Annotated in this window: 29 protein-coding genes; all 29 read right to left on the bottom strand. The window is 31.5% G+C overall.

Features of this window, described 5'->3' with window-relative positions:
• Positions 1-4: 4 nt before the first annotated feature.
• From flhA to ftsZ, 29 genes are read right to left on the bottom strand one after another with little or no spacing between them, the layout of a single operon-like run.
• A complete protein-coding gene (gene flhA / locus R5397_RS03045) occupies positions 5-2,095 on the bottom strand; it encodes a flagellar biosynthesis protein FlhA (RefSeq protein WP_421622852.1) in 2,091 nt (696 codons plus the stop codon).
• Positions 2,096-2,103: 8 nt separating this feature from the next.
• Positions 2,104-3,225, bottom strand: a complete 1,122-nt coding sequence (gene flhB / locus R5397_RS03040) for a flagellar biosynthesis protein FlhB (protein ID WP_421622851.1) — start codon at positions 3,223-3,225, stop codon at positions 2,104-2,106.
• Positions 3,222-4,010 (bottom strand): flagellar biosynthetic protein FliR, encoded by a 789-nt coding sequence (fliR, locus tag R5397_RS03035; protein WP_421622850.1) that lies wholly within the window; start codon positions 4,008-4,010, stop codon positions 3,222-3,224. The genes flhB and fliR overlap by 4 nt, the downstream gene beginning before the upstream one ends.
• 14 nt (positions 4,011-4,024) lie before the next feature.
• On the bottom strand, positions 4,025-4,288 hold the full coding sequence (gene fliQ / locus R5397_RS03030; RefSeq protein WP_247065452.1) for a flagellar biosynthesis protein FliQ: 264 nt from the start codon (positions 4,286-4,288) through the stop codon (positions 4,025-4,027).
• Between the two features lie 9 nt (positions 4,289-4,297).
• Complete coding sequence (gene fliP / locus R5397_RS03025) at positions 4,298-5,062, bottom strand: flagellar type III secretion system pore protein FliP (protein ID WP_247065453.1); 765 nt, start codon at positions 5,060-5,062, stop codon at positions 4,298-4,300.
• Positions 5,063-5,071: 9 nt separating this feature from the next.
• Positions 5,072-5,716, bottom strand: coding sequence for a flagella biosynthesis regulatory protein FliZ (locus R5397_RS03020; protein WP_421622849.1), 645 nt, complete (start codon positions 5,714-5,716; stop codon positions 5,072-5,074).
• Positions 5,709-6,053 (bottom strand): flagellar motor switch protein FliN, encoded by a 345-nt coding sequence (gene fliN / locus R5397_RS03015; protein ID WP_247065455.1) that lies wholly within the window; start codon positions 6,051-6,053, stop codon positions 5,709-5,711. The genes R5397_RS03020 and fliN overlap by 8 nt, the downstream gene beginning before the upstream one ends.
• Before the next feature lie 49 nt (positions 6,054-6,102).
• Positions 6,103-7,161: a flagellar motor switch protein FliM gene (gene fliM / locus R5397_RS03010; protein WP_011772235.1), complete on the bottom strand. Its 1,059-nt coding sequence runs from the start codon at positions 7,159-7,161 to the stop codon at positions 6,103-6,105.
• Positions 7,162-7,180: 19 nt separating this feature from the next.
• Positions 7,181-7,714, bottom strand: coding sequence for a flagellar basal body-associated protein FliL (gene fliL / locus R5397_RS03005; protein ID WP_247065456.1), 534 nt, complete (start codon positions 7,712-7,714; stop codon positions 7,181-7,183).
• Positions 7,715-7,755: 41 nt separating this feature from the next.
• Positions 7,756-8,541, bottom strand: coding sequence for a flagellar motor protein MotB (motB, locus tag R5397_RS03000; RefSeq protein ID WP_421622848.1), 786 nt, complete (start codon positions 8,539-8,541; stop codon positions 7,756-7,758).
• Positions 8,541-9,326 carry a motility protein A gene (locus R5397_RS02995; RefSeq protein WP_421622847.1) on the bottom strand — a complete coding sequence of 262 codons (786 nt, stop codon included), beginning with the start codon at positions 9,324-9,326 and terminating at the stop codon, positions 8,541-8,543. Before R5397_RS02995 ends, motB begins: the two co-directional genes overlap by 1 nt.
• Positions 9,323-9,544 (bottom strand): flagellar FlbD family protein, encoded by a 222-nt coding sequence (locus tag R5397_RS02990; RefSeq protein WP_421622846.1) that lies wholly within the window; start codon positions 9,542-9,544, stop codon positions 9,323-9,325. The genes R5397_RS02995 and R5397_RS02990 overlap by 4 nt, the downstream gene beginning before the upstream one ends.
• A gap of 16 nt (positions 9,545-9,560) precedes the next feature.
• Positions 9,561-10,889, bottom strand: coding sequence for a flagellar hook protein FlgE (flgE, locus tag R5397_RS02985; RefSeq protein ID WP_421622845.1), 1,329 nt, complete (start codon positions 10,887-10,889; stop codon positions 9,561-9,563).
• A gap of 4 nt (positions 10,890-10,893) precedes the next feature.
• Entirely contained in the window at positions 10,894-11,328 is a 435-nt protein-coding gene (gene flgD / locus R5397_RS02980; protein WP_421622844.1) for a flagellar hook assembly protein FlgD, read from the bottom strand.
• A gap of 12 nt (positions 11,329-11,340) precedes the next feature.
• Positions 11,341-12,510 carry a flagellar hook-length control protein FliK gene (locus tag R5397_RS02975; RefSeq protein WP_421622843.1) on the bottom strand — a complete coding sequence of 390 codons (1,170 nt, stop codon included), beginning with the start codon at positions 12,508-12,510 and terminating at the stop codon, positions 11,341-11,343.
• A 3-nt stretch (positions 12,511-12,513) separates the two neighbouring features.
• Positions 12,514-13,128, bottom strand: a complete 615-nt coding sequence (locus R5397_RS02970) for a periplasmic-type flagellar collar protein FlbB (RefSeq protein WP_421622842.1) — start codon at positions 13,126-13,128, stop codon at positions 12,514-12,516.
• Complete coding sequence (locus tag R5397_RS02965; RefSeq protein ID WP_421622841.1) at positions 13,125-13,553, bottom strand: flagellar export protein FliJ; 429 nt, start codon at positions 13,551-13,553, stop codon at positions 13,125-13,127. Before R5397_RS02965 ends, R5397_RS02970 begins: the two co-directional genes overlap by 4 nt.
• Positions 13,550-14,857, bottom strand: a complete 1,308-nt coding sequence (locus R5397_RS02960) for a FliI/YscN family ATPase (RefSeq protein WP_421622840.1) — start codon at positions 14,855-14,857, stop codon at positions 13,550-13,552. Before R5397_RS02960 ends, R5397_RS02965 begins: the two co-directional genes overlap by 4 nt.
• 16 nt (positions 14,858-14,873) lie before the next feature.
• Positions 14,874-15,794 (bottom strand): flagellar assembly protein FliH, encoded by a 921-nt coding sequence (gene fliH / locus R5397_RS02955; RefSeq protein ID WP_421622839.1) that lies wholly within the window; start codon positions 15,792-15,794, stop codon positions 14,874-14,876.
• Positions 15,795-15,808: 14 nt separating this feature from the next.
• On the bottom strand, positions 15,809-16,843 hold the full coding sequence (fliG, locus tag R5397_RS02950; protein WP_421622838.1) for a flagellar motor switch protein FliG: 1,035 nt from the start codon (positions 16,841-16,843) through the stop codon (positions 15,809-15,811).
• 15 nt (positions 16,844-16,858) lie between these two features.
• Positions 16,859-18,565, bottom strand: coding sequence for a flagellar basal-body MS-ring/collar protein FliF (fliF, locus tag R5397_RS02945; RefSeq protein WP_421622837.1), 1,707 nt, complete (start codon positions 18,563-18,565; stop codon positions 16,859-16,861).
• A 13-nt stretch (positions 18,566-18,578) separates the two neighbouring features.
• Positions 18,579-18,908, bottom strand: a complete 330-nt coding sequence (fliE, locus tag R5397_RS02940) for a flagellar hook-basal body complex protein FliE (protein WP_247065469.1) — start codon at positions 18,906-18,908, stop codon at positions 18,579-18,581.
• Positions 18,909-18,923: 15 nt separating this feature from the next.
• Positions 18,924-19,382: a flagellar basal body rod protein FlgC gene (gene flgC, locus R5397_RS02935; RefSeq protein WP_247065470.1), complete on the bottom strand. Its 459-nt coding sequence runs from the start codon at positions 19,380-19,382 to the stop codon at positions 18,924-18,926.
• 40 nt (positions 19,383-19,422) lie between these two features.
• The gene (gene flgB / locus R5397_RS02930; protein ID WP_247066257.1) at positions 19,423-19,830 is read right to left on the bottom strand and encodes a flagellar basal body rod protein FlgB; all 408 of its coding nucleotides are present in this window, start codon (positions 19,828-19,830) and stop codon (positions 19,423-19,425) included.
• 33 nt (positions 19,831-19,863) lie between these two features.
• A complete protein-coding gene (hslU, locus tag R5397_RS02925) occupies positions 19,864-21,216 on the bottom strand; it encodes an HslU--HslV peptidase ATPase subunit (protein WP_421622836.1) in 1,353 nt (450 codons plus the stop codon).
• Positions 21,216-21,758, bottom strand: a complete 543-nt coding sequence (gene hslV / locus R5397_RS02920) for an ATP-dependent protease subunit HslV (RefSeq protein WP_421622835.1) — start codon at positions 21,756-21,758, stop codon at positions 21,216-21,218. Before hslV ends, hslU begins: the two co-directional genes overlap by 1 nt.
• A gap of 11 nt (positions 21,759-21,769) precedes the next feature.
• On the bottom strand, positions 21,770-22,714 hold the full coding sequence (gene dprA, locus R5397_RS02915) for a DNA-processing protein DprA (protein WP_421622834.1): 945 nt from the start codon (positions 22,712-22,714) through the stop codon (positions 21,770-21,772).
• A 5-nt stretch (positions 22,715-22,719) separates the two neighbouring features.
• Positions 22,720-23,409 (bottom strand): tetratricopeptide repeat protein, encoded by a 690-nt coding sequence (locus tag R5397_RS02910; protein WP_421622833.1) that lies wholly within the window; start codon positions 23,407-23,409, stop codon positions 22,720-22,722.
• The gene (ftsZ, locus tag R5397_RS02905; protein ID WP_421622832.1) at positions 23,410-24,606 is read right to left on the bottom strand and encodes a cell division protein FtsZ; all 1,197 of its coding nucleotides are present in this window, start codon (positions 24,604-24,606) and stop codon (positions 23,410-23,412) included.
• Positions 24,607-24,622: the final 16 nt, after the last annotated feature.

The following is a 24,622-nucleotide window of genomic DNA, read 5'->3' as shown; positions in this document are numbered from 1 at the left end:
AATACTACTCTTCAACCTCTACTGTTTTAAGCACATTAACTTTAACATTTTTAGGAACCTCTAAAACAGATATAATAACAATATCTGGAAGTTCTCTACTGGTTAAGACCCTTATTACAGGTCGTGCAGATTCACTCGATAGTATAACAGGATAATATCCTTGTGATTGAACCTCATTTACAAGTCTAAAAAGTTCATAAATAAATTTAGTCTTTAAATTTGGCTCAAGAGAACTTATAAGATCGTTATTGGTCTCAAATCGTGAATCAATTATTTTTTGCTCAAATTCTGGATTTATTGTTATCACATTAAGTTCTAAATTAGAATTTAAATATCCACTAACTATCTGCCTTCCAATTGCTTGTCTACATTTTTCAATTAAAAAAAATGTATCTTTAGTAATACTCGTAAAGTCTGCTATTGTTTCAAAAATTGTAACTAAATTACGTATTGAGACTTGTTCTTTTAAAAGACCTTGTAACACTCTTTGAATCTCTCCCACTGAAAAATCCTTTAAAACTTCTTCAACAATAGCTCCATAATCTTTTTTAAAAATGTCAAGAATATTTTGAACATCTTGACGTGTCAAAATCTCATAAGCATGCCTCTTAATAAGCTCAGTCATATGAGTAGCAATAATTGAAGGAGGATCAACTACAGTATAACCCAATTTTTCAGCAATTTCCCTCCCATTGTCATTTACCCAAAGAGATGGAAGTCCAAATGAAGGATCTTTTGTAAGATCTCCTTCAATACCAGAATCAGATCCCACATTTATAACCAAAAATTTACCCAACTTAATTTCCCCATGGCCAATCTCTACTCCCCTAAGCTTAAATGAATACTCATTTGGTTCAAGTCGCATATTATCCACTATTCTAATCTTAGGCACAACTATTCCCAATTCAAGAGCAATTTCACGACGTATTTTCACAATACGATCAAGAAGTTCTGAGGTCTTTGAATCATCAACTATTGGAACAAGATTATATCCAATCTCTAAAGCCAATGGATCTAGTGGCACTACAGGAGCAATCTCCTTATCAGCATAACTTAATATTTGCTCTTCGGCTTTTTGTCTCTCATGAAGTTCTCTATTCCTATCTAAGTTAGACAGTGAATAAGCTAAAAAGGCCATCAACACACCTAAAAGAATGAGTATTAATGTAGGGAACCCTGGAAGAAATGCCAAAAATAATAAAAACCCAGATACAATCCAATAAATTCCTGAATAAGAAGTAAATTGTTCAATAATCTCTACTCCAAAACTATTCTTTGATATCGATCTAGTAACAATAAGTCCTGTTGCTGTTGAAATTAACAACGCTGGAAGCTGAGAAACAAGTCCATCCCCAACAGTCAAAGACACATAATTATTAACCGCATCGCTAAAACTAAGTCCTTGAAGAGTAACCCCTATTATAAGTCCCCCAAGAATATTTATAAGCGTTATTAAAAATCCAACCTTCACATTGCCTGATACAAATTTAGAAGCACCATCCATAGCACCATAAAAATTTACTTCAGCCTGCAAATCATTTTTCTGCCTTGTAGCTTCCTCTTCTGTTAAATTCCCAGAACTATAGGCAGAATCAATAGCCATCTGTTTTCCAGGAAGAGCATCAAGAGCAAAACGAGCAGCTACTTCAGCAACTCTTGTAGCACCCTTAGTGATAACAATAAATTGAACTGCAATTATAATAAGAAATATTATAAAACCAACAAAGAGACCTTGAGTTCCAGAACTTCCAACAACAAATGTTCCAAAGGCCCTTATCATTTGACCATCAAAACTTATTCCTTTTATCAAAATTAACCTAGTAGAAGAAATATTTAAAACAAGACCAAAAATAGTCATCACAAGTAAAAGCGTTGGAAAAACTGAAAAATCAAGTGAACGTTTAGAATAAAGGACAATAAGTATAACTAAAAGACTTATTATCAAATTAACTGCAATCAAAGCATCTAAAATAAATGCAGGAAGTGGCAAAATAAAACTAGCAACAACAAGTATTAAGCCAACTGAAACTACCAAGTCCGCTTTATTATTAAGTCCAAAATATACTAATACAGAATTTTTTCTTGCATCCAACAACTTAACCTCTAATTAAATTTTTTAGCAATAGAATACACTTTCACAAGAATTTTAGAAACAATTTCCCAATATTCTCTTGGAATTTCTTCATTAACATCAACATTAGCATAAAGATCCCTTGCAAGAACCTTATTTTCCATCACAGGAATATTATTCTCCCTGGCAATTTGTTTAATTACAAATGCAATTTCATCTTGCCCCTTCACAATCACCCTTGGTGCTAACATAGTATTACTATCCCACTTAATAGCAACAGCAAAATGTTCCGGATTCGTAATTACTACATCCGCTTGAGGAACCGTTACTTTTAAATTAGCGTTCAAAATCTCTCTCATTCGCTCCCTCATTTTAGAACGAAGCAGAGGATCTCCTTCCATTTCTTTTCTCTCTTGCTTTACCTCTTCTTTTGTCATTTTCAAATTTTCAATATAACGAGTTCTTTGAAAAAGATAATCCAATATACTAATGCCCATCAATACTATTATTGAAAAAAAACATATTCTGTAAGCAAGACTTAATATAACAGAAATACCATCTTCAAGACTATATTCAAACATTCTTGAGATTTTACCTATATTGCTTCTTAGCATTATATAATATATAAAAGATATTATAGCAATTTTTGATAAACTTTTAAACAAATTAAAAAAAGCATCAAATGAACCAAAAGAATTTTTAATCCACTTTGAAAAATTTGGATTTACTCTATCCCACTTGGGAACTATAGGTTTAAAGGTTATCAAAAAACCAACTTGCACAACATTAATTAAAAAAACAACTATAAAAGATATCAAAAAAAATGTAATAACATATCCAAACATCGATCTAATGTATGCAAAACCCAATGAATAAATACTAATCGACATTATCTCTGGAAGTTTACTAGCCTGCCACCTAAAAACATCCATTAATTCGTAAGAAAAATAAGATAACATAAAGAAAAAAACAGCAAATAATATGAAAAGAGTAACTGCCATATTAATTTCAGTTGATTTTAATACTTGCCCCTCTTCTCTTGCTTTTTGTTTTTTTTGTTCAGTAGGAAGTTCAGTTCTACCCTCATCCTCTGAGGCAAAAAAATTAAGAGGTATATACCAATTTTTACTTAAAAATTCATTTCTAGTATTCATTTTAAGGTTTCAGAAAATAAATTTAAAGCATTCCTCATAGATTCTAAAGCAAGTTCAATTACTCTCTTAACAGACATCACCAAACTTGGAAAACCAATATATAAAATAATTAATCCCAATCCCAAAGAAACTGCAAAACTAATCATTAATAAATTAATCTGGGGAGCAGTCTTTGAAAGTATAGCTAAAATTAAATATAAAAGTAAAAGAACTCCCAATATTGGAAGAGCAATTATCAAAGCTTTTTCAAAAAGAATAGCAAAAGAATAAAACATCAACTTAATAAATTCATAACTCTTTATATTAACCATATTTTCAACTCTAACATTTAAAACAGAATCATGCACTCCAATCATAAAGAAACGCAACAAAACATTATTTGATAAAAATAAAAGCAAAAAAAGACAAGTAAATATTTGAGATATTACCAAATTATCCTCTTCTGCAAAAACATCGAAAATATTTGCATAAGCAAGACCCATCTGATTTGAGAAAAAAAATCCAAGTAAATGAAAAACACTAAAAATTATGCTTACAAAAAAAGCCTGAATAAGACCTAAAATGGCTTCTCCTGCCAATATCAACGTAAATGCAATCAAATTATCTAAAGGATAAACAATATTTATCTTATCTACAACAATAATAGACAAAATTAAAGCAAAGAAAAAATTTAAATAACTCATTCTTATAGTTGCAAAAAAAGGTGAAAACCTTAGAAAAAGAAAAATTCTAACAAACACAGGCAGGATCACAAAAGATTTTAAAACTAAAAAATTCATATTCATACTTTAATCCAACATTATATATTTTGTATTTGACTAAAAACCATAAAAGCAAAAAGCATAAGCTTTTTTAAAATCCAAGGACCAAATATAACAAGAGTTAAAAGTATTATAATAATCTTGGGAATAAAACTAAGTGTTTGATCTTGAATAGATGTAACAGCTTGAAAAATTGAAATTATAAGACCAACTATAAGAGCTATAATCAACATTGGCGCTGAAAGAATAATAATATTCTCAATGGAAATTCTAATTAAATAAATAATTTGTCCTGTTGTCATTTAAATCCTTCACATAAAGCTTTTTACAAGCCCACTAGTAATTAAAGTCCAACCATCTACCATTACAAAAAGCATAAGTTTGAATGGTAAAGATATCATTACAGGCGGCAACATTATCATTCCCATTGCCATTAAAACGGCAGCTACAATAATGTCTATCACTATGAATGGTAAAAATATTAAAATGCCCATTTTAAAAGCAACTTTCAGCTCATGCAAAATAAAAGATGCAATAAGAACATGAGTAGGAACTTCACTAAAATTCTTAGGCCTGGGGTAATTACTAATACTCATAAACAATCTAATCTCTTCATGCTTACTATTAGACATTTGCTTATACATAAAATTTCTAAGAGGAGTAATTCCCCTATCATAAAATTCATTAAAACCTATTTTTGCATCCTGAAGAGGTAAATATGCTTCTTTATATATTATGTTAAAAGTTGGCCACATAGTAAAAAGAGTTAAAAATAAAGCCAATCCCATTATTACCTGATTAGGAGGTGATTGTTGAAGTGATAATGCCCTTCTAATAAAATCTAATACTATTGCTATCCTTAAAAAAGAAGTCATCAAAACTAAAAAAGCCGGAGAAAGAGTTATTATAGTTAATATCAATAACAGTTGCAAAGGAAAAATTATTCCACCACCAACATAATTTACAAGATCAACAAACGGAAAATTTAAACCAGTAGTAGTTTGCAAAGATTTAGTTTGAGCAAATGAAAAATTTATAACTCCAAGAAATAAGAAAAAACTTAATTTTTTACTCAAATTTAACCTCTAAAACTTTTTCAGCCTATCTTGTTTGCTTTTTAAAGAAGTCTCAATATCATTCTCCAATGCCGCATACTCAATCTCATCAAACAATAATTCATCTTTTCTGTTCTTACGTAATACTTTATTAAAAACTGACTTAAATGAAGTTATATCACTAAGACTTTTAGCTTTATTAAGCTCAAATTTTAAATTATCTAGTTCTTCACCCTGTTTAATCTCTCTTAGCAAAATAGAAGAATTACTTGATACTAAAAATACATAAACATTACCTAGTATATTGATAACCCTTACAGAATTTTTATTGTCTATTTCATAAAAAACAAGCTCTCTTATAAAATCTGATTTATAACCATTTTTAACTTTTTTATGATTTAGAATCATTTTTTTGAACAAAAAGATACAAATAAGAAAAAAAAGAAAAAACAAAAATATAGTAACTAAATCTGAAATATTGAAAAGAGATATATTTTGTATATCTTTATTATTCAAATTAGCCTTATCACCCTCAAATATCGGTAAATTAACCTCACTCTCTAATCTAGAAGAAGAAATATTTAAATCAACTTCATCCTCCTGTGCAAACAAATTTTTTAAAAAAAATATAAAAAAAATTAAAAACACAAACTTAAATAAAGTTAATCTACTCATTTTTAATTTTAATTATTTCGGTAATTCTAACACCAAAATTTTCATCAATTACAACAACCTCTCCTTTAGCTATCACTTTGCCATTTACCAAAATATCTACAGGCTCACCAGCAAGCTTATCAAGTGTAATGATCGTCCCCTCAGACATACCAAGTATATCTTTTATTTTACGCTCAGTTCTACCAAGTTCAACAGTGACTTGCATAGAAACATCCATCAAAAGACCAAAATTACTAGGATCAACACCTTCAGGCAAAGTATCAATTAAATCAGGAAGTTTAACACCCTTTATCTCAGGTTTCTCTTCACTAATATCACTCTTATCATCTATAGCCATTAATTCACCTCTTCACTAAACTTATTAACACATTTAAACTTTTAACAACCTATTCAACCTCTTCCGTGAGCTCCTTTAACAAATCAAAATCCTCTACTTCACCAACTTTTTCTGTAACCTGAACTGAAATCTTATTTCCAACAAGACCCATTCTACACTTAAATTTCTGTTTAGTCCCTACCTTTAAGATTAAATCCTTATCTATTGGAGAATTTTCAAGATTAAGAACATCACCTTTTGCTAAGGATAATATTTCTCTTACCTTTAATTTAACCTCTCCGATTTCAGCCACCAAAAGCATATCTGTATTCTCAAGCTTTTCTCTAAGGATGTCAAGATTTTCACTAGTAGTACCCACACCAATTAAAGAATGCCAATATCTTGTTGAAAGCTTAGATACAATAGGCTCTATTGTAATATAAGGCAAACAAAAATTCATAAGCCCTTCAACTTTACCTATCTTAACTTCAAGAGTTACTAAAATAACCATTTCTGTTGGAGGAACTATTTGCGCAAACTGAGGATTAACCTCTATGTGCCCAAAACGAGGCCTAAGATCGACTACCTGCGACCAAGCTTCTCTCATGTTAGCAAGTATACGGATAATAACACTTTCCATGACAGACTGTTCTATTTCTGTTAAATCTCTACTCTTATCCTTAATAGTATCTCCATCTCCTCCAAAAAGTCTATCAACTATTGCAAACGCAATGGTTGGATCAACCTCAAATATAGCAGAACCCTTAAGAGGATCCATGTTAATTATTGCCAAAGTAGTAGGATTTGGAATAGATCTAATAAACTCTTCATAAGTCAACTGATCAACTGAAGCTACATGTACATGAACCATCTTCCTCAAAAGTGCTGAGAGTGAAGTTGTAGTATACCTTGCAAATGCTTCATGAAAACTTGACACCGTCCTTACTTGCTCTTTTGAGAATTTGTCTGGTCTTTTAAAATCATAAACTTTAATTTTCTGTTTCTTGCCCATAGGACTAGATATGATATTAGAAAGCGAATCATCTGATGATAAATTATCAGATGAATTAATAGATTCTAAAAGACTGTCTATATCATCTTGTGATAATGCTCCCGGATTACCTGCCATTCAAAATTCCTTTTAAAAATCACATATCAAAAATATCAATTTGTGTTAATGCTATTTCTTTTATTTCACCATTTCGAAGAATACTATTAATTCTAGCCTTAATTTCCGCCTTAATCTGACTTTCGTTCTTTATCTCTTGTCCTGTTCTTTGACTAAAATATTCTCTAATAATATCTTTTAACCGAACTTTTTGTCTTCCAAGCTCACTTAAAATATTTACATTATTCTCAGCATAACCTAACGCAAGTTTTATTACAAAAGTCTTTGGAGGAGTATCTTGAGTAGTTCCCCTAATTTCATCTATGCTTTCATACCATATAAGCATAGGGGGTTTGCCCAAATATTCATTAGAAAAAATTGGAAAATTATTAGGTGCCCCACTTTGACTTACTACCATCTTAGAAACAAAATAAGCAACTATTATCATAATAACAACAGTAAATAGTCCTATTGCTAATATTTGCAAAATTTTTATTATAATATCAGGTAGCAAGCCCATTCTTTTATTATCCGCACCACCTACATCTATACTACCATTATCTCTCTCAGGCATATTACCTCCTATAAATTTCTTCTTTCATTACTAAAACATCATTATTGACTAATACCTTTAGTAGAACTCAAAGAAGCATCACTAGTAATCAAAATATCTATTCTTCTATTATAAGCTCTACCTTCAGGAGTATCATCTGTGGCAACCGGTCTACTTCCCGCAAATCCAGACACCTCAAATTTACTCTCAATGCTTTGTATCTTAGACTGATCGGTATAATTCAAAATCTGCTCTAACATATTTACTGCTCTTGCCGATGAAAGCTCCCAATTACTTTTCCAAATTCCATTTATATTAACATCAACATTGTCTGTATGTCCTTCGATTTTAAAATTATACCCTTGATTATCCAAAAACCCAATAAAAGAAGCTATCTTTTGTATAGTCTCCCTATTATCATCAAGTTTAACCTCAGCACTAGCTGACTCAAAAAAAGCATCGGCCAAAAGAGACACAACAACACCACGTTCATAATGTCTTACAATAACCTTATTAGACTGAATCTTTTCAATTAATTCAATAATAGACTTATTTTTGGACGCCTGAGAAGCTTGTTTATTCTTCCCAGTAGAAGGTAAAAACATAAAACTATTACTCAAATAAGAAAGTTTATTAATATCTAAGGTCTTTCCGCCCTTAAAAAATCCGGACCCTGTAAACGAAGCTGACATTATTTTTAATACATTTTCTTTGAGAATAATATCATTTAACGAAAACATAGTAACAAAAAAAACAAGTAACAAGGTAACCATGTCTCCATATGTTAACATATACTCAGGAGCACCTCCTTCACACTTTGAACGCTTCTTCCTATCTCTCAATGACATCACTCACCCCCAAGAATACCGCTTCCAAGCTGACTCCTATCTTTAGGAGTTAAAAACGTTACCAATTTTTGTTCTAAAATTCTAGGGTTATCCCCTGCCTGAATTGATAAAATACCTTCAACAATCATCGTCTTCACTGATGCTTCCTCAATATCTATAAACTCTAATTTAATTTGAATAGGAAGCAACATTAAATTTGCCATTATTGTACCATAAAGAGTTGTAATAAGAGCAACAGCCATAGAAGAACCAAGAGCTGATCTGTCTTCTAAATTTCCAAGAAGAGCTATAAGCCCAATAAGCGTACCTATCATTCCAAAAGCAGGAGCAAGCTTCGCCCAAGTTCCAAAAAGATCAGCACCAATCTTATGTCTCTCTTGCATTTGATCAAGTTCAAGATAAAGCATAGTTCTAATTATCTCAGGATCAGCACCATCAACGACAAGTCTCATTCCAGACTTAAAAAAAGGATCATTGATTTGATCAAGTTCATCATCAAGAGATAAAAGCCCTTCTTTTCTGGCTTTTTCTGAGAGTTCAACTAAAGTCTTTATAATGGGAACTTTACCAAAAGAACTCTTTTTAAAGAAAAATCCCAGATATGTAGGAATTCTCTTTACAGTGGAAATTTCTGAGGAAGCCACAAGTGCAGAAAAAGAACCAACAACTGTAATAAATACAGAACTCAAATCCCAAAAAACCCCTAATCCTGTAGGAGTAAATGCCATAGAAATTAAAATAGCACCAAATCCAACACCCCATCCAACTATACTAGCTAAATTCATAGCTCAACTCCCTTATTCTCTTGTGTAATTCTGTCTAACAAAGCAATCTCTCTCCTATATACCTTGATTTTATCAACAACCTCTACTACATCTTCTTTTACAATCAATTTTTTACCATTCATAAGAAGAATCGTAGTATCAGGATTAGCCTCAATACTCTCAATATGACAAGGATTTAAATAATACCCATCGCCATTAAGTTTAGTTACATAAATCATAAACTAAAACAAAAAATTAATTCTTAAGTCTTACAAGCTCTTGTAATAACTGATCCGAAGTGGTTATAGTTTTAGCATTAGCCTGAAAACCTCTTTGAGTAACTATCATATCTGTAAATTGCTCAGCAAGATCAACATTAGCCATTTCTAAAACTCCTGCTCTAATAGTACCAAGACCTGCCAAACCAGTTTCACCTACCCTAGCCTGACCTGAATTACTTGTCTCACTAAAATTAGTATCACCTATCTTTGCAAGTCCCCCAGGATTAACAAATGAAGCAAGCGCAATTTTACCAATATCTCGTCTAATACCATTTGAATAAACTCCCATTATTATGCCATTTTGATCTATTTCATAGTTTTCCATATATCCCATACCATATCCATCTTGGATAATAGCCTTTGTAGTACTTGCATCAGCAAATTGCGTAATTGAATCAGTATAACTACCAACATTACCAAGTCTAAGATTAATAGTTTGCTGCTCACCAACTTCTCCGGCATTAGCATTCACAACACCAAAAGTTATAGGAAACTCAAGTAAATCACCAGGCTGACCTGCCTGACCATTTAAAGAAAGCAATGCTCCTTCATTATTAAAGCCTATTGTAAAATTGGAATTTGTCTCCCCATTTACTAAAACTGTAGCGTTCCATAAATTAGGAGTAGTTGTATCCTTTACAACTCTAAGTTCAACAACACTAGTATTTCCAAAACTATCATAAATAGTCTTATTAACAACCCAAGTACCACGAGCAACATCCACTTCACTTGCACCTTCCTCAATTATAGGTAATCTTTTATCAAGATTACAAGCAAAAGTAATGTGTTCCGTAGCCTTAGCACCTTCTTTATCCCCAATAGGAATAACTAAATCTTCAACATCAGCAGATGTATTAATAACCTGTTCTCCACCAATAGACTTTGCCATCCAACCTTGAATTCTCATACCATTTGCAGGATTTACAAGACGCCTATTAGAATCAACATCAAATGCACCAGCTCTTGTATAAAAAGAATTATTACCATCTCTTAAAATAAAAAAACCATTACCACTAATTCCAAGATCAGAGGCTTTTTGGGTGCTTTGAAAAGATCCTTGAGTATGAATAGTATCAATAGTAGCAACACTCATTCCAAGACCAACTTGTTTTGGATTAACACCTCCGCGACCATCAGTAGGACGAGATGCTCCAGAAATACTCTGAGATATCACATCTTGAAAATTAACCCTTCCTTTCTTAAAACCAATAGTATTAACATTGGCAATGTTATTACCAACAACATCCATTCTTGTTTGATGATTCTGAAGACCAGAAACACCAGAATATAAAGACCTCATCATATAACTACTCCTCCAATCCTACTGACAAAATATTATTATAAACATAATACTTGCCATCAATCATAATTTGTGGAACTATTCCTGTTTTAATATTTGTAACTTTACCCTTAATAATCTCTCCATCAACATGTTCAAACTCAACTATTTTGCCCAATAAATCCAAATCTTTATTTATACCAAGAACAGATGAGAGCCTCTCAAAAGATTTACTCATATTTGTCATTTGTTCAAGAGCTGAGAATTGTGCCATTTGCGAAATAAACTCTTTATCTTTCATTGGGTCTGTAGGATCTTGATATTTAAGTTGAGTAACAAGTAGTTTCAAAAAATCATCCCGACCAAGATTATTACCCTTAACACCTCTTTGTACCTTAGAATTAGATATTTCCTTAGCTCGGTCTATACCGACTAAATTGTCAATATGATCAATTGTACCCATCTATCCTCCATTTTAAACAACAAAATTAATACTTTTTTCTAAATCAACAGAAATCTCAACATTATCCTCAACTTTAAAGATATTATTCTTATTCAAAGAAGATAATTGGCTCTCAACATCATCCTCAAAATTACCAGAAAAAAAACCAGAACCACTACCTGCAAGAGAAAGATTTAAACTAGTATTAAAACCATTATCATTTAACATTTTGCTGATCGAATACATATTTTGCTCAAAAAGAGTCTTAACATTATGATTGTCAACTATAATCTTACCTAATAAATTATTATTAGAATCAAGATTTAAATTAATTCTTATACTACCAAGTCTTTTGGGCTTTAAAATCAGCCTAATTTCTCCTGTATTATTCGATTTTAACACAATTTTGGCCTTATTCACAATATTATGATTTATTTTTAAATTCCATTCTGACATTAAATTATCAGCAATGTGACTAATAAAAGATCCTTTAACAGGTTTTGTATTAAAACTAGAAAGATCACCTATAAATTCTGTCAATCCATCAAACGTTTCTTTAAGACCATACTTGCCAACATAATTTTCACCATCAATTAACCTAAACCTAGAACCTGAATTAAGAAATTCCTTAACACTATCATTTTTCTTAAAATTTTTAACATCAATAGCAATAACATTTTTTTCCTTATCTCTCTTTACAAAATTCAAATCTATATGATTAAAATTAAGATCAACACTTAAAACATCAAAATTAAAAAGAGAATTTACATTGCCAAACAAAATGTTAAGATCAGACAAAACTTTTTCAAAATTTTTTAACATTTTTATTTTGTCACTAATCTCAGAATCAAAAGACAAACTCTCACTTAAAATTTTCAGACTTTCAAAATCAAATAAACTATTCACCTTTTTTATTAAAGATTTTAAATCAGACACGAAACCGTTATCACTAAATTTTTCAAAGGCAAATGGTCTCTTTAAAGAGATATTCTTAAAATCCTTACTTATAAGGCCATTACTTTTTAAAAATTTTACAAATTCTAGCATTGAATCCCTAAACCTAGACAGATTTTGAATCTCTGAAGAAATAAGATCTGAAAAAACACCCTTTTTTGCTTGACTAAAAATACCACCTACATTCAAAAAATTAAAATCCTTGTTTAGACTTGGCAAACTAACAATAATCTTACTTAAAGTATTCATACATCACTCCAATGAACTAACAGACATTTTTCTAATTAGTACAGCGGCCTTCTTAGAATCCATAAGAGACAACCAATAAGGAACAATAGACGCCCGTCCCTCTTTTTTAGCAATATCTTCCACCTTACGCATATAAGATATTGCAATCTCATCATTAAGTTCTTCAAGCCTCTTAACAGCATCCTTTGGTGGCATATTAACTAAATATAAAGCAGCCTGAGCAAAATTTGCGTCTTCATCTTTATATTTATTGACAATATCATCGATTACTCTCTGTTTCAAATCTAAATCTTTCTGCTTTTGATTAAGTTCGGCTTCTAACTTATTTAAACTATCTTCTCTCTTTTTCAATTCTTCTCTCAATTTTTCAACTTGCTGACCTTTAATATAAATTGCCTCTTTCTCCTTTATCATCCTAATCTCTTCAAGACTAATATGTGTATATTCAGGTGGCTGAGCATCTCCCTTAAAAAGTAAAGCCCTGATATACATAGGCAAATAATCTCTAGTTTGATATATACCAAATAAATCAAACAAAAAAAATGAAAACACTAAGAAAAAAATAACTAAAAATAGCCACAAAAAAAATCTAAGTGAAAATGACAAAAAATCATTCATTGATTATTCCCTAATTTTTTACAAATTCTATAATTAACATATTCATCTAAAAACAAGCTTTCTCTTTTTACTTTTTCTTTAATTATAATATCATTTAAAGTTTTTATTAATATGTCAACCTTTTTTTCTTCTCCATATTTCTTCAAATAAATGTCATGATACTTATCATGTTCATGCTTAAGTTTTTCAAGATTTCTCAACTCTTTCCCTTTTCTATAAGTCAAATAATCTAAATAATTTTCTTTCGAAAAAACATCCATATTGTTTAATTTATTCAAACCTTCAGATATTCCTTCTAAAAATTCTTCTATTTTTGAAATCTTATTATTCACATTAATTAAATCACTTTCGCTGGATTTCCTATCATAAGTCCTAAGACTCACTATTTTTTCAAAAATTTTTTTCTTAGAAATTAAATCATTCAAGCTAATATTTCTCTCAATTCACTATCCAAATTTTCAAAATCAAACTCCTCTTGTATTCCTTGAGACAAAAAATCAATAATTTTTGGATATTTTGCAACTGCGAAATCAACTTCTTTATTAGAACCTTTAATATAAATTCCCGTCTTAATTAAATCTTCATAACTTTTATAAATTGATAATAAATTTCTAATCTTAGATATCAATTTTTGTCTTTCAAAATTTACTATTCTATGAAGAGATCTTGAAGTAGAATTTAAAATATTTACAGAAGGATAAATCCCTCTATCAGATAAATCTCTATCCAAAATAATGTGTCCATCTAAAACAGCTTTCATATTATCAGCTATTGGTTCTGTAAAATCATCGCCCTCAACAAGCACAGTATAAAACCCTGTAATACTACCCTTAGAATTAAGTCCTGAACGCTCAAGCAAAATAGGAATTTCTACAAAAACAGAAGGAGGATATCCCTTAGTAGCAGGCGGCTCTCCCATAGAAAGACTAATTTCCCTTTTAGCATTTGCAAATCTTGTAATTGAATCAAATAACAACATAACATCCATCCCACGATCTCTAAAATATTCAGCTATTAATGTTGCGGTATAAGCCCCTTTATATCTTGAAATAGGAGATGCATCAGAGGTCGAAACAATCAAAACACTTCTCTTAAAGCATTCTTCTCCAAGATCATAATTAATAAACTCATTAAGCTCACGGCCTCTCTCACCAATAAATGCAATAACATTAACATCTGCCTTAGAATTTTTAGCAATCATACCAAGCAAAGTAGACTTACCAACACCCGCACCTGAGAAAATGCCTACACGTTGTCCCTTTGCAACTGGTAAAAACCCATCAAGAACTTTAACACCAGTAACTATTTGCTCAGAAAAAACACCCCTACTTAAAGGATTAATATTACTAAAACTTAATTCTTTATAATAATTACCAAAAAACTGCCCCTTATTATCAATAGGCCTACCAAGAGAATCTATCACCCGACCAAGTAATTCATCACTAAGATTAATCTGAAGCTTTTTACCTAAAGAGCAAACTTTATCGCCAATCTCAATTCCATCAAATCCTTCATAAGCCATAAGGTTAACAAAAGATCCATTTAAACCTAAAACTTCAGCATATATTTTCTTACCACTTCTTTGCTCAATTAAACATAAATCACCAATACCACATTTTGGACCCAAACTTTCTATTAAGAGTCCTTTAATCTTCCTTATTTTACCAATAAGAGATATAGGCTCAACATCATCCAATATTTTTGAATAATCTTCAAAAAAGATGTCCATCAATATTCCTTAATCTCTAAAATATAGAAGAAAAATTTTTAAATTTCTCCTCTATTCTATCCAGTTGGGATGAAATTCGTGCATCTATTTCCCCAAAATCAGTCTCAATAATACATCCACCCTTTCCTATATTAGCGTCTTCAACAACTTCTAGATTCTTTATAAAATCAAATTTAGAAATAAACTCATGCTTTTGATGACTCACAACATCTATATCATCAAGATTAACACGAATAACAATATTCGTTTTGCTTTTTACCTTATTTAAAGCCTCATTTACATTTTCTATAACAACACCTTTCTGAGAATCTATAATTTTTTTAACCACCTTAACTGCAATCTGCATGACAAGATTCATTATGTGTTCCCCTGAAGATTCAAGGATCTCCTTTCTCTTTGCAACCAAAGAAGATATTATGCTATTTAACTTTCCTAATATTTTATCACAATCCTCACGCCCCTTATTAAACCCTGCATCATACCCTTCATTTCTTCCTCTTGCCATTTCCGTTTCAAGTTCCCTTTTTAATCGATCTTCATGTTCCCTAACTATTTTCTCAATTTCTAAATTAGACTCTTGCTCAATAGCCCCTTTTTTGTTCTCAGCTTCCTTTTGCAAAGCTTCAGCTCTCTCACTAGCCAAACTTACTATTTTATTAGCTTGATCTTTAGCTTCTTCAAGAATCTTAGAACATTCAGCATCTATTTCCTTTTTAGCAAATTCATGTTCACGTTCAATTTCCTCTTGAAGCTTTGTTTTTTGATTCATTAAGTCTTCAAGTTCATTGCGAAGTTTAATGCTACGACTATCTATATCACAAAGTTCATTTTCTTTTCTCTTAATTTCCAACGATTTAAAAATAGGATTTGTAATCTCAACAAACTCTAACTTTACTGCATTTACAACTTCTTTTGATTTATATAAAACCTTAGGCAAATACAACTCCTTCCTCAGACAAGTACATCTTCTTCACCACCCCTTGAGATTACTATTTCACCCTGTTCTTCTAATTTCCTAATAAGAGAAACAATTTTTTGCTGAGCTTCCTCAACATCCTTACGTCTAGTGGGACCCAAAAATTCCATATCTTCCTTAAGCATTCCAGCAGCCCTCTTAGACATATTTTTAAAAATCTTATCTTGAACAGGTGCATCAACTGATTTTAAAGCTTTTGATAACTCCTGACCATCTATTTCTCTTAAAATTCGCTGTATTGATCTATCATCAAGAAGAACAATATCTTCAAATACAAACATTTTCTTTTTAATTTCCTCTGCAAGTTCAGGATCCTCTTCTTCAAGGGATTCAATAATAAATTTCTCTGTCTTTCGATCGGCCATGTTAATTATTTCAACAACATTATCAACGCCTCCAGCTGAAGTATAATCCTCTGAAGATAAAGAAGCTAACTTTTTCTCAAGCACTCTCTCAACTTCTCTTACCACTTCAGGAGAAGTTCTATCCATCAATGCAATTCTTCTTGCAACATTAGTCTGAATTTCAGTAGGAAGGCTAGAGAGAATAAATGAAGCCTTTTGAGGATCAAGATATGAAAGTATTAAAGCAATTGTCTGCGGATGTTCTTGTTGAATAAAGTTTAAAATATTAGCAGGATCTGCTCTTCTAACAAATTCAAAAGGCCTTGATTGCAAAGCAGAACCTAAATTATTAATAATATCTACTGCTTTTTGAGTACCAAGAGATTTCTCAAGAAGCTCCCTAGCATAATCTATTCCACCCTTTTGAATAAACTCTTGAGCCATCATTAACTCTTTAAATTCCAAGAGAACACTATCTTTAAGATCAGAAGTAACAACATCAAGTCTTGCTATTTCAAAAGTCAACGATTCTATCTCCTCTTGAGATAAATATTTAAATATTTTAGATGAAATTTCAGAACCTATTGAAACTAATAAAATAGCGGCTTTCTGTTTGCCCGTCAAAGTAGAAACACCTAATATCTCTTTTTCTTTTTGATCTTCCATATAAATTATTACCCTTTATACATTCTTCACAATCCATGTTCTAATAAGTTTAGCAACATCTTCTGGTTTCTCTCTAGCTAAAAGTTCAGCATTACTTTGAAGTTCATCCTCCTCCCTAATTCCACCAACAACATCATCAACACCAATATCATCGTTATCCATTAATGCTTGCTGGCGTCTTAAATGTGCTTGTCTTGAAAACTCTTCTTCTTTAAGGCGTCTTCTTCTCTCAACTTCTCTAGACACAATGAAAAATACCGTAAATATTAATATCAACAATGCAAATATTATACTTACTGTAAAAATAAGAAACTTAAATTTTTCAGTTGAAAAATAATCTTCATCTATCTTTCTAAATTCATTCACTCGATCAAAGGCAACATTCCTAATGGCAATTGAATCCCCCCTCTCCGGCTTATACTCAAAAGAACTTTGCAAAACATCTGTAATATTTTTTAAAGCTTCATCAGAAATAGGCTTATATTCCCTTTTACGCATGCCATTTTCTATAATAAAATTTCCAGACTCATCATAAACAAAATCCCAAACACCATCTATAAAAATACCAAGAGAAATCCCTGCAATCCTAGCAGGCTCCTTTTCGTTTAAAGATTTTTTCTCATTAAGAGCAATATTCTTTATTTCTTTAAACTCATTTGACTTACCGATAATATCACTTAAATCTCGGTATTCAGGAGGGGTGTTACCTTCTTGACCAGGTGGCCCCCATGGACTATAACCTTGTCCCTCATATTCTCTTTTATGCACTTGGGAAGAAAGCAATGTAGAATCACTAACTTTTCTTGTATTATAAGAAACTTTTGGATCCTGTGGCTCAATCTCAATAGGAGCATACTCTTTAGATTCCGTAGTTTGACGAGAAGTATCAAGCGTCACATTAACTCTTGCAATCATAAACCTATCAACAGACAAAACTTTACTTAAAGCAGAATCAATTTCATCTCGAAGCATAGATTCATATTTTAATTTAAGCTTCCTTTCCTTTTCAGCCAAATCAATCCTATCAATACCATCTAAATTAGAAAAATCATTTAAAATAGTCCCTTTATTATCAACAATAGCAATATTATCCGACTCAAGACCCTCAATAGCATATTGAATCAGCTTAACAAGTCCTTCCACCTTTTTACGATTAGTCACGATATCAGAACCAGGCTTAGGAGTAATTCTAACAGACGCTTTAACTGCTTCCTGTGATTCTTTAAAAAGAGCCTTTTCTGGCATCACAAGATTAATACTAACAGCATCAACATCATCAAGAGCAACAATATGCTGTTCAACAGCTCTTGTAATTGATCTCCTAAGATTAACATTCCTCTCAAAATCCGTAATGGTCCATCTATCAATATCAAAAAGAGACCAAGGATCCATATGCACAGGAACAAGCTCTTCTCTTACAAGAATTGCTCTCATTTTTTTTGACATATTTTCATCACTTAAGTAAATTTTTCCATCAGAAGTAATAATATATTCAACACTTTCTCTATCCAATCTTTGCACTATTCTATCTAACAAATACTGATCTTTAATACCAACACCAAAAAGAGCAATACCTTGTTTTTTAGTAGAAAATCCTATTAAAAAAATAAATGCTAAAATTATGAATAAAGCAATAACACCAAAAGCCACTTTTTGAACCATACTGGCCCTTTTGAAATTCTTATTTACTGATGCAAAAAACTTAGTAATAAAATTGTTCAAACTGCATAGCTCCTTAACGAATATTAATTACATCTTGATAAGCCTTTATGCCTCTCTCAACAACAGCCTTTGTAATACTTAAATTCATATTAGCTTTAGACATTGCTATTGTAATATCATGCACATCAACACTATTTGGTTGCAAAATAGCTTGTTGAGACATTCTAAACACATCCAATTGGCTATTATTCACATCAGATATTAAATTAAAGAACAAATCTTTGAAAGATTCTGCCTTTACCTCACGTTTAACATCAAAACCAGAAAAACTTTTATCAAAATGCAAAGGATTTTTACGAACTAAATAAACATTATTATCTGTAAAAAAAGAATCTACTTCCATTGCTCACAAACCTCCTTAATTCTGCAGTATTGACAATGCACTCCTAAACATTGCTTTGCCACTATTAATGACAGTAGAATTTGCTTCATAAGCACGAGAAGCAGATATCATATCTACCATCTCTTCAACTGCATTCACATTAGGAAATTCCACATAACCCTTTAGATCACCAGATTTTATTGCATCAGGATGAGTTGGATCATACTTTAATTTCAAAGGGGACTTGTCTTTTTCAATACCAGAAACCCTTACGCCCTGACCAACTCCATTATCAAGATAATCAGGGACGAAAGGACCCTTCCAATACGGACTTACAACCCTTGGAGAAAAAATTATCCTCTGTCTTCTATAAGAGCCCCCCTCAGAAGTTCTAGTAGTCTCCACATTAGCAATATTATTTGCAATAACATCTAGTCTCAATCTTTGAGCTGTCAAACCCGTTGAAGCAGTATTAATACTTGAAAATAATCCCATATATAATATTCCTTGAGGTTATAACTTATATTATTACAATTTATTTTATTACAATATTTACACTTTTAAAATGATGAGCTTGAATATTCGTAAACAAACTATACATCATTTGATTCTGAGCAAGATTCTTCATCTCAGAATCAATATCAACATTATTACCATTATTATTGAGAGTAGAGAGATAATCAAGCATTCTGCGAGGTTTAACATCTAAATATCCTAATTCTTTAAAACCATCCAAATGCTTACCATTACCCCTTATTAAAGATAAATTGCTTGCTCCTTCATTGAAAATTGCTCGTTCAAGCTCAGACTCAAAAGAAACCTTACTTCTCTTAAAGTTTGGAGTATCTACATTTGCAACATTATCAGCTATAACACTTTGTCTAAAACTAAGAACATCCAAATACCTATGTGCTAAATCAATTGACCTATCAAAAATATTCAAGCTCATACCCTCTATATCACAAAATACTTTTTACTATATTATATAATAATTTAAGTCTTTTTGTTCGTTAATTTTTATTTTTTCATTAACATAGTCCAAGTTTATTTCAAATTTTTTTAACTTGCTACCGGGTGCTTCAAAAAAAAGATCGGCAAGAATCTTTTCAATAACTCCATGCAACCTTCTTGCTCCAAGATTCTCTCCTTCATAATTCATATTAAAGGCAAGTTCAGCAATTCTATCAATCGCTTCTTCACTAAATGTCAAAGTCAAATTATAAACCTTAAACATTGCAATGTACTGTTTTATTAAAGAGTTTTTAGTGTGTTTTAAAATATTCTTGAAATCATTCACACTTAAACTTTTAAGTTCAACCTTAATTGGAAACCTACCTTGAAGTTCTGGTATTAAATCGGATGGCTTTGATAAATTAAAAGCACCTGCAGCAATGAACAAAATATGAGAAGTATCCACTATCCCATATTTTGTATTAACCTTAGATCCTTCAACAATTGGCAAAATATCTCTCTGAACGCCTTCTCTAGATATATCATTTCCGGTTCTATTCTTAGTAACTATCTTATCGATCTCATCAATAAAAACAATTCCCATATTCTCAACTCTTGATTTGGCAACCTCTACAATATTCTCATGATCCACTAACTTTTCAAGCTCTTCAGATATAATTATCTCCCTGGCTTTTTTTATTTTTAATTCCCGTCTTTTCTTCCTATCAAATATATTATTAATCAATCCTCCAATACTCATATCAATCTCTTCGAAATTACTACCAGAAAATATTTCGATAGTAGAAACGGGCATTTTTCCTGAAACATAAATATCAATAAGATTATCATCAATATCCCCACTTCTTAATTGTTTCCTAAACTTACCTCTTAATTTATCACGAATTTTTCTTTCTTCTTCACTTGCATTATCATTCTCAGAACCCTCAGAGGTTTTCAAAAGTTTGTCAATTATCCTCTCCTCAGCACGCTTGCTTGCCTCTTCGCGAACAGAATCATACATCTCTTCTCTTACCATACTCACCGCAATACTCATCAAATCACGAATCATAGACTCAACATCACGACCTACATAACCTACCTCAGTATATTTTGTAGCTTCAACCTTAATAAAAGGAGCCTTAATAAGCTTTGAAAGCCTTCTTGCAATCTCAGTTTTACCAATTCCAGTTGAGCCAACCATAATAATATTTTTAGGCATGACATCATCTCTTATTTCCTTGGGGAGCTTAGATCTTATATATCTATTAACAAGAGCAATTGAAACCAATTTTTTAGCCTCAACTTGTCCTATTATATATTTATCTAGTTCTGCAACAATCTCTTTAGGCACTATATTTTGATTTTCAGTCTTATCCATCAATTAATCTCCTCAAGCACGATATTTGAGTTTGTATATATACAAACTCTTGCTGCTACCTTTAAAGACTTAAAAGCAATATCAGCAGCACTTAATTTTTTATTTTCCATATAAGCAAGCGCCGCTGAATAAGCATAATTTCCTCCACTACCAATCGAAATCACATCTTCTTCAGGCTCAACAACATCTCCAGTACCTGAAATTAATAAAATATTTTCAGAATCAGCTACGAGCATCATTGCTTCAAGTTTATGAAGTATTTTGTCAGACCTCCAATCTTTTGCAAGCTCTACAGCAGCTCTCTTAATATCAACAATTCCATCTTCTCTAACTTTAACCTTTTCTTCAAACTTCTCAAAAAGAGTAATAGCATCAGAAGTTGAACCTGCAAATCCCGCTAAAATTTTTCCATTAAACAACTTTCTTATTTTAATAGCATTGGATTTTAAAACAGTATATCCAATAGTCACTTGCCCATCTGCTGCTAATACAGTCTTCCCACCTCTTCTTATTGCTATAACTGTAGTTCCTTTAAAACTCATGATGTCCCCCCCTATTTAGATATTTCATTCAATAACTCATTAATAAGCATACTCGATGTATCTTTGCATATACAACAGACCTTTGAGTCATCACTAATTCCAGGCTCATTATACTGAAGATTGAGTATCTTATAAAGATCTGACACCGATTTTATCTCTTGAGCTCCAGAATCATATAAAACTCTAGAACCATCACCAGAATAATCAATATTATAAACATAAACATCAAGACCCAAATCAAGTCCAAGCTCAGCAGTAATTAAAGCTCCTGATTTTTTTGGTGCACAAGTAATAAAAACAACATCTGAAAGACCAGCTACTATTCTATTTCTCTTTGCAAAAAAATAATTTTGTATCTTCTCATAAGGCAAAGTTTCAGTAAGAACACCTCCACCATTTTCTAAAAGGCAAGTAACATATTTTCTATTTTGTTTTGGATAAATATTGTCAATATCTGTTGCAATAACTGCATATGTTCTTTTTTGCTCATTGATTGCACCAAGATGCGCTGCAATATCAGCTCCTATTGCAAATCCAGATATTATCTCCACATGATTCTTAGCAAGATGAGAAGACAACTCTTTAACTTTATCGGTCAACACTCTACTGATTTGTCTTGAACCAACAACAGCCCAAGACAAAGAATTAGAATCCGGAAGATTACCTTTATAATAAATAGCAAACGGAGGATTATAAATCCTATTAAGCTTTAAAGGATAATCCTTAGATCCAAGAACAGCAATTCTTGCACTTGTTCTGTTAATAACTTTTTGTTGCATCTCTATTAACTTTAAATCTGGAAGCTTATAGTCCCTCCTAAAAACCCTAGATAAATAATTAGAAATATCTCTTAAACTTAATTTACAAAGACAATTTAAATCAAAATCATTAAAAATTTTAAGTTTCTCTTCACTCTTTAAAAATCTTAAATTATCAACATAAAGCAATTTAAACATAAAAGTTACTTAAAATTACTCATTATTCTATCAACTCCATCTATTTGCTCTTGAGTTAAAGCTTTATCCTTTGCCTTCTTGTAAAATAACAAAGCATTATCAAAATCACCAAGAGAATAATAGTTTGCACCCCTCAGCATAAAAAATTCAAAATAATCCTCTCCCATAGACTCAAGCCTACTTAAATATCCTTTAGCTTCCAACTGTTTATCAAGATCATAAACATACATAGTAGAGAGAGCAAAAATCGCCTCTTTAAAATCATCTTTAATAGATATTGATTTTAAAAAAGAATCTTCAGAAAGAACAAAATATTCACGAACCTTTTCTTTAGTTTCAATACCCTTAGCTAAATTATAAGAAGAAACTCCTATATAAAAATGAGATAAATGATTATCAGGGCCATATTCCAAATTTTTATTAAAATACTCAATAGCAGGTCCATATTGACCAAGCCTAATAAGTTCAAGTCCAATCAAACTAAAAAATCTAGCCTTTTTATCAATTGAATTTATTATTTTTAAAATATTTTTCTCTTCTTTATCAATAAATTCCTTATAAACTTCAATTTTTTCTAATGAACCACCACCTGCTATCTCTATCTCTCTTATTCTAAGTCCAAGATTTACTTTTTCCTTAGATTCATCTCCACAAGAAATAACTAAAAACAAAAATATTAGTATCCATCTTTTCATTCAATTATCGCTATTTTTTTTATTTAAATTTCTAAGAAATGTAGGAACATCAATATCATCTTCAAAATAATTAACATTTTTTGACTTCGCTATAAAATTATCATTAGCCTCATAAACACTCCCTGAAGCATCTTGACTACCTGACATCAAATTATCAAATTCTTTTGAACTTAAAGTATTATTTTCAACAGCACCAGATAAATCTTTCTGTTTTCTAGAAGAAAAACCAGTAGCAACAACTGTAACATAAATCTCATCATCAAGATTTGAATTAATTGCATGCCCATATATTACGGTAGCCTCATCATCAACACTAGCTGTAATAATTCCCATAATCTCTTCAAGCTCAAGCAATGAAAAATCTTCACCTCCGGTTATATTAACAAGAAGCCCTTTAGATCCTTCTATTCTAACCTCCTCAAGCAAAGGATTACTAATAGCAGAAGTAGCCGCATCAACAGCCCTATTCTCACCCTTACCATAACCAATACCCATCAAAGCATCACCTTGCCCCTGCATAATGCTCTTAACATCAGCAAAATCAATATTAACTTCGCCATGCTCAATAATAAGACCTGCAATACCCTGCACACCCATCCTTAAAACATCATCAGCCCTTTTAAAGGCATCCTTAATAGTAGTTCGCTTATCAACAACAGTTAAAAGTTTTTGATTCGGAATAATAATTAAAGTATCAACAGATTTTCTTAAATTATTTATTCCCTGTTCAGCAAGCCGCATCTTTTTAGGGCCTTCAAATTTAAAAGGCTTAGTAACAACTCCAACAGTTAAAATTCCAAGTTCTTTAGCTACTTGAGCAATAACAGGTGCAGCTCCTGTTCCTGTTCCTCCACCCATTCCAGCCGTAATAAATACCATGTCAGCACCTGCTAGATGATTTTTAATAATATCAATATCTTCTTCTGCAGCCGCTTGTCCAATCTCAGGCCTCCCACCGGCCCCAAGACCTGAAGTAACTTTAGCACCAAGCGCAATCTTTATTGGAGCAATAGAAGTTTGAAGAGCTTGAAGATCAGTATTTGCTACAATAAACTCAACATCTCTTACTCCATATTCAATCATACGATTAACAGCGTTGCTACCGCCACCGCCTGCACCAATTACTTTAAGAACCGTAGGATTTGTAGCAGAATCAAACCTTTTTGAATGACTATCAATAATATTATAATCTTTCATTAAACTTCCTCCATGA

This window comes from Borrelia sp. MN22-0132, assembly GCF_049201035.1.
Taxonomy (GTDB): domain Bacteria; phylum Spirochaetota; class Spirochaetia; order Borreliales; family Borreliaceae; genus Borrelia; species Borrelia puertoricensis.
The sequence above is the reverse complement of the archived record's forward strand: the minus strand, read 5'-3'. Positions and strand labels throughout refer to the sequence as shown.

What these genes read in the sequence shown, in the direction of transcription:
- R5397_RS02975 (WP_421622843.1), bottom strand. Translation starts at nt 12,510, where the DNA reads ATGAATACTTTAAGTAAGATTATTGTTAGTTTGCCAAGTCTAAACAAG.
- R5397_RS02960 (WP_421622840.1), bottom strand. Translation starts at nt 14,857, where the DNA reads ATGGACATCTTTTTTGAAGATTATTCAAAAATATTGGATGATGTTGAG.
- R5397_RS02995 (WP_421622847.1), bottom strand. Translation starts at nt 9,326, where the DNA reads ATGAATTTAGCTAGTATAGTTGGATGGGGTGTTGGATTTGGTGCTATT.
- fliE (WP_247065469.1), bottom strand. Translation starts at nt 18,908, where the DNA reads ATGGAAGTAGATTCTTTTTTTACAGATAATAATGTTTATTTAGTTCGT.
- fliR (WP_421622850.1), bottom strand. Translation starts at nt 4,010, where the DNA reads ATGAATATGAATTTTTTAGTTTTAAAATCTTTTGTGATCCTGCCTGTG.
- fliL (WP_247065456.1), bottom strand. Translation starts at nt 7,714, where the DNA reads ATGCCTGAGAGAGATAATGGTAGTATAGATGTAGGTGGTGCGGATAAT.
- fliG (WP_421622838.1), bottom strand. Translation starts at nt 16,843, where the DNA reads ATGGAAGATCAAAAAGAAAAAGAGATATTAGGTGTTTCTACTTTGACG.
- flhB (WP_421622851.1), bottom strand. Translation starts at nt 3,225, where the DNA reads ATGAATACTAGAAATGAATTTTTAAGTAAAAATTGGTATATACCTCTT.
- motB (WP_421622848.1), bottom strand. Translation starts at nt 8,541, where the DNA reads ATGTCATTGAGAGATAGGAAGAAGCGTTCAAAGTGTGAAGGAGGTGCT.
- dprA (WP_421622834.1), bottom strand. Translation starts at nt 22,714, where the DNA reads ATGTTTAAATTGCTTTATGTTGATAATTTAAGATTTTTAAAGAGTGAA.
- R5397_RS03020 (WP_421622849.1), bottom strand. Translation starts at nt 5,716, where the DNA reads ATGAGTAGATTAACTTTATTTAAGTTTGTGTTTTTAATTTTTTTTATA.
- R5397_RS02910 (WP_421622833.1), bottom strand. Translation starts at nt 23,409, where the DNA reads ATGAAAAGATGGATACTAATATTTTTGTTTTTAGTTATTTCTTGTGGA.
- flgC (WP_247065470.1), bottom strand. Translation starts at nt 19,382, where the DNA reads ATGGGATTATTTTCAAGTATTAATACTGCTTCAACGGGTTTGACAGCT.
- fliQ (WP_247065452.1), bottom strand. Translation starts at nt 4,288, where the DNA reads ATGACAACAGGACAAATTATTTATTTAATTAGAATTTCCATTGAGAAT.
- hslU (WP_421622836.1), bottom strand. Translation starts at nt 21,216, where the DNA reads ATGGATAAGACTGAAAATCAAAATATAGTGCCTAAAGAGATTGTTGCA.
- fliN (WP_247065455.1), bottom strand. Translation starts at nt 6,053, where the DNA reads ATGGCTATAGATGATAAGAGTGATATTAGTGAAGAGAAACCTGAGATA.
- R5397_RS02970 (WP_421622842.1), bottom strand. Translation starts at nt 13,128, where the DNA reads ATGAATGATTTTTTGTCATTTTCACTTAGATTTTTTTTGTGGCTATTT.
- flgD (WP_421622844.1), bottom strand. Translation starts at nt 11,328, where the DNA reads ATGGGTACAATTGATCATATTGACAATTTAGTCGGTATAGACCGAGCT.
- R5397_RS02990 (WP_421622846.1), bottom strand. Translation starts at nt 9,544, where the DNA reads ATGATTTATGTAACTAAACTTAATGGCGATGGGTATTATTTAAATCCT.
- hslV (WP_421622835.1), bottom strand. Translation starts at nt 21,758, where the DNA reads ATGAGTTTTAAAGGAACTACAGTTATAGCAATAAGAAGAGGTGGGAAG.
- ftsZ (WP_421622832.1), bottom strand. Translation starts at nt 24,606, where the DNA reads ATGAAAGATTATAATATTATTGATAGTCATTCAAAAAGGTTTGATTCT.
- fliM (WP_011772235.1), bottom strand. Translation starts at nt 7,161, where the DNA reads ATGGCAGGTAATCCGGGAGCATTATCACAAGATGATATAGACAGTCTT.
- flgE (WP_421622845.1), bottom strand. Translation starts at nt 10,889, where the DNA reads ATGATGAGGTCTTTATATTCTGGTGTTTCTGGTCTTCAGAATCATCAA.